Source organism: Actibacterium sp., assembly GCF_041584535.1.
In the GTDB taxonomy this organism is placed as follows: Bacteria; Pseudomonadota; Alphaproteobacteria; order Rhodobacterales; family Rhodobacteraceae; genus Actibacterium_D.
In genome coordinates this window covers 1-4,069 of the sequence record NZ_JBFHDW010000244.1, presented here as the reverse complement: position 1 = coordinate 4,069, position 4,069 = coordinate 1, and the positions used below count along the sequence as shown (strand labels likewise).

Here is a 4,069-nt window from a genome sequence, read left to right as displayed (position 1 = left end):
TGGTGGGCGTCGGCAGGATCGCGGTGCCGTCGGTCTCATTATAAAGAGAGACGTTGCCCGAAACGATCGGCATGTCGAGCGCCGCGACAGCCTCGCCGATGCCTTTGATCGCGCCGACGAACTGGCCCATGATCTCGGGCTTTTCGGGGTTGCCGAAGTTCAGGTTGTCGGTGGTCGCCAACGGCAGCGCGCCAACCGCGCAGAGGTTGCGGAAAGCCTCGGCCACCGCCTGTTTGCCGCCCTCGACCGGGTTGGCCTTGACGTAGCGCGGGGTGACGTCGCTGGTAAAGGCCAGCGCCTTGTCCGTGCCGTGCACGCGGATCACGCCCGCGCCCAGACCGGGGGTGCGGATGGTGTCGGCCATGACTTGGGTGTCGTATTGTTCGAACACCCAGTTCTTGGCGGCATAGTTCGGGCTGGCCAGCAAGGCGCGCAGGCCGTCGATCGGATCGACGCCGGGCACATCGGCCAGCGGTTCGGCCGCGGGGGTTTCAATCCACGGGCGGTCATATTCGGGCGCGGTGCCCGACAGCGCCTTCAGCGGCAGGTCGGCCATGATCTGACCGCAGTGTTTGATCAGGAAGCGGTCCTCGTCGATGGTGTGGCCGACGATGGCGAAATCCAGATCCCATTTTTCGAACACGGCGCGGGCTTCGGCCTCTTTCTCGGGCTTCAGCACCATCAGCATGCGTTCCTGAGATTCCGACAGCATCATTTCATAGGCGGTCATGTTCTCTTCGCGCTGCGGCACCCAGTCGAGGTTCAGCTCGACACCCAGATCGCCCTTGTCGCCCATTTCCACGGCCGAGCAGGTCAGACCGGCAGCGCCCATGTCCTGAATCGAGATCACCGCCCCGGTGGCCATCAGTTCAAGTGTGGCTTCCATCAGACGTTTTTCGGTGAACGGATCGCCGACTTGAACGGTGGGGCGCTTTTCTTCGATCGTGTCGTCGAATTCGGCCGAGGCCATGGTGGCACCGCCGACGCCGTCGCGGCCGGTCTTGGCGCCCAGATAGACCACGGGCATCCCGACGCCCGAAGCGGCCGAGTAGAAAATCTTGTCGGCATCGGCCAGACCCGCCGCGAAGGCGTTGACCAGACAGTTGCCGTTATAGGCCGGGTGGAACCGAACCTCGCCGCCCACGGTGGGGACGCCGAAACAGTTGCCGTAACCGCCGACGCCTTCGACCACGCCATTGACCAGCTGGCGGGTCTTGGGGTGACTGGTTTCGCCGAACGAGAGCGAGTTCATCGCCGCGATCGGGCGGGCGCCCATGGTGAACACGTCGCGCAGAATGCCGCCAACGCCGGTGGCCGCGCCTTGATAGGGTTCGATGTAGGACGGGTGGTTGTGGCTTTCCATTTTAAAGACCACGGCCTGACCGTCACCGATATCGACCACACCGGCGTTTTCGCCGGGGCCGCAGATGACCTGCGGGCCGGTGGTCGGCAGGGTGCGCAGCCATTTCTTCGAGGACTTGTAAGAGCAATGCTCGTTCCACATGGCCGAGAAGATGCCCAGCTCGGTAAAGGTGGGATCGCGGTTCAACAACCTCAGGATCTCGGCGTATTCATCGGGCTTGAGGCCGTGTGCGGCAATCAGCTCTTCGGTGATCTGCGGTTCTTGCATGTCTTCCCCCTGGGCCGGAAACTGACGGTCTCATAGGACATGGCGCGGCGATGGAAAAGGGGGGGCAGCGACCGGAACCGCAGTTCCATGCGATTCAGCGGCAAAAACCCGGTCTGGGCCGGGCAGAGGGGCCAAAGATCAAGCGCACTGTGCGGTTGCAGCATCACCCGCGTTGCGCTGCGGCAACATCCGAAGACCGGGTCGGGCGGCTGCGGCGGCGCTGTTGGAAAGCTCAAGACCGACGCAGCGGAAATGCGGACCCTGCACCAAACCCGCCATGAAAACAGGCAAAATTGGCAAAGCGGTTTTGCGCAAGTGCAAAAAAAAGGCCGAGCAATGCTCGGCCAAAGTCCAACAGGGAGGTAAAGATCAGTGGATCAACCACTGCCTTCGCCACCTGAATTAGGTAGCCACGAGATTCTCTTCAAGAAAAAAATGCCGCAGGTGCAACATGGCTGATATGCCTGTTGCGCAAATCTCACATCTTAGAGGCTTCTTTCCGGCGGCGGCGGTGCTCGAAAATTTCTTCGGTCACGAAATCGCGGAACACGGCGACCCGCTTGGAATGGCGCAATTCCTCGGGATAGGCCAGAAATGCCGGCACTTCGCTGCTTTCGATTTCGGGCAGCACCCGGATCAGATCGGGGAAATCCTCGGTCAGGTAATCGGGCAGGGCGCCGATGCCCAGATTGTTGATCACGCCTTGCAGCACCCCGAAATAGTTGTTCACCGTCAGGGTCGAGGCGATGTCATGCTGCATCAGCTCTTGCACCATCAGCGCGCCGGCGGCGACTTGCGGCGCCTTGGGGTTCTGCGAGATCAGGCGGTGATTGTGCAGATCGCTTGCGGACTCGGGCACGCCGCGTTCGTCCAGATAGGCGCGCGAGGCGTAAAGCCGCATCCGCAGCGTCATCAGGCGCTTGCGGATCAGGTCGGCCTGGCTGGGTTCTTTCATGCGGATGGCGACATCGGCCTCGCGCATCGGCAGGTCCAGCACGCGCTCTTCCAGCATCAGGTCGATTTTCAGGTCGGGGTATTTTTCGTAAAGCTTGGGCAGGCGCGGTGCCAGCCACAGTGTGCCAAAGCCGGTGGTGGTGGTCACCCGCAGTTCGCCGATCATTTCCTCTTCGCTGTCGCGAATCCGGGCCTCGGCGGCATCAAGGCGTTTGCTCATCGCCACGGTGGCATCGAACAGCAATTCACCCTGTTCGGTTAGAATCAGCCCCCGCGCGTGGCGGTGGAACAAGGTGGTGTTCAGGCTTTCTTCCAGCGCCCTGATCTGGCGCGACACGGCCGATTGCGACAGGTGCAGCACATCCCCCGCATGGGTCAGACTGCCTGCATCGGCCACGGCGTGAAAGATTCTGAGTTTATCCCAGTCCATTTTGCAATTCCCGCAAAGCTGCCATGCATTTTCAGTAAGATACCTAACGTGTGTAAAAACCCGTTTGCAAATGAAGACTTAATATAAATTGATTTTGTAGGTCAGTTTTTTTGACCTATCATGCACATATGCCACATTCGCGACGGGAGGTGCGGAATGAGCCGGCCAGATGTGACTCTGCATGACAAATATGACCTCGAAAAATCCCCTGTGCTGCTGAATGGCACACAGGCGCTGGTGCGGCTGATGCTGATGCAAAAGGCCCGCGACCGGGCGGCGGGGCTGAATACCGGCGGATACGTGACCGGGTATCGCGGCTCGCCCTTGGGGGCAGTGGACATGCAGATGGCCAGGGCGCGCGCCGATCTTCAGGGCAGCGATATCGTGTTTCAGCCAGGTCTGAACGAAGACCTTGCCGCCACCGCACTGTGGGGCACGCAACAGGCCGAACTGCGCGGCGAGGGCCGGTTCGATGGTGTCTTTGGCCTGTGGTATGGCAAGGGTCCCGGCGTCGATCGCAGCGGCGACGTGATGCGTCACGCCAACATGGCGGGCAGTGCGCGCCATGGCGGCGTCATCATGGCGATGGGCGACGATCATACCGGCGAAAGCTCGACCACCTGCCATCAATCCGACTGGGCGATGGTCGATGCCTATATGCCGGTTCTATCGCCCGCCGGGGTGCAGGAAATCATGGATTTCGGCCTGTATGGCTATGCGCTGTCGCGCTATTCGGGCCTGTGGGTCGGGCTGAAGGTGATGAAGGACACGGTCGAGGTGACCTCGGTCGTCGATGGCAAGGTGCCGACCGACCCCTATGTGATCCCCGATCTGAAACTGCCCGAGGGCGGGTTGAATATCCGGCTGGGCGACCACTGGATTCCGCAAGAGGCGCGGCTGATAGATCACAAGAGGTTCGCCGCCGAAGCCTTTGCCCATGCTAACAAAATCGACAAGCGCGTCTGGGGGCGACCCGGCGCGAAAATCGGTCTGGTGGCGGCGGGCAAGAACTGGCTGGACCTGACCCATGCCCTTAGCCTGCTGGGCATCGACGC

General features: G+C 61.3%; 2 protein-coding genes and 1 pseudogene. 1 reads left to right on the top strand and 2 read right to left on the bottom strand.

Going from position 1 to position 4,069, the window contains the following annotated elements:
- Positions 1–1,630, bottom strand: a 1,630-nt coding sequence (purL, locus tag ABYW26_RS11515; protein ID WP_372605024.1) for a phosphoribosylformylglycinamidine synthase subunit PurL, incomplete at its 3' end; no start/stop codon positions are given.
- Positions 1,631–2,108: 478 nt separating this feature from the next.
- On the bottom strand, positions 2,109–3,014 hold the full coding sequence (locus ABYW26_RS11510; RefSeq protein WP_372605023.1) for a LysR family transcriptional regulator: 906 nt from the start codon (positions 3,012–3,014) through the stop codon (positions 2,109–2,111).
- 156 nt (positions 3,015–3,170) lie between these two features.
- On the opposite strand from ABYW26_RS11510, the pseudogene ABYW26_RS11505 reads away from it, so the two are divergent.
- Positions 3,171–4,069, top strand: a pseudogene (locus ABYW26_RS11505) (indolepyruvate ferredoxin oxidoreductase family protein); the annotation flags it as partial.

Bases quoted from the DNA above. Each gene is read 5' to 3' on its own strand.
- ABYW26_RS11510 (WP_372605023.1), bottom strand. From the start codon at position 3,014: ATGGACTGGGATAAACTCAGAATCTTTCACGCCGTGGCCGATGCAGGC.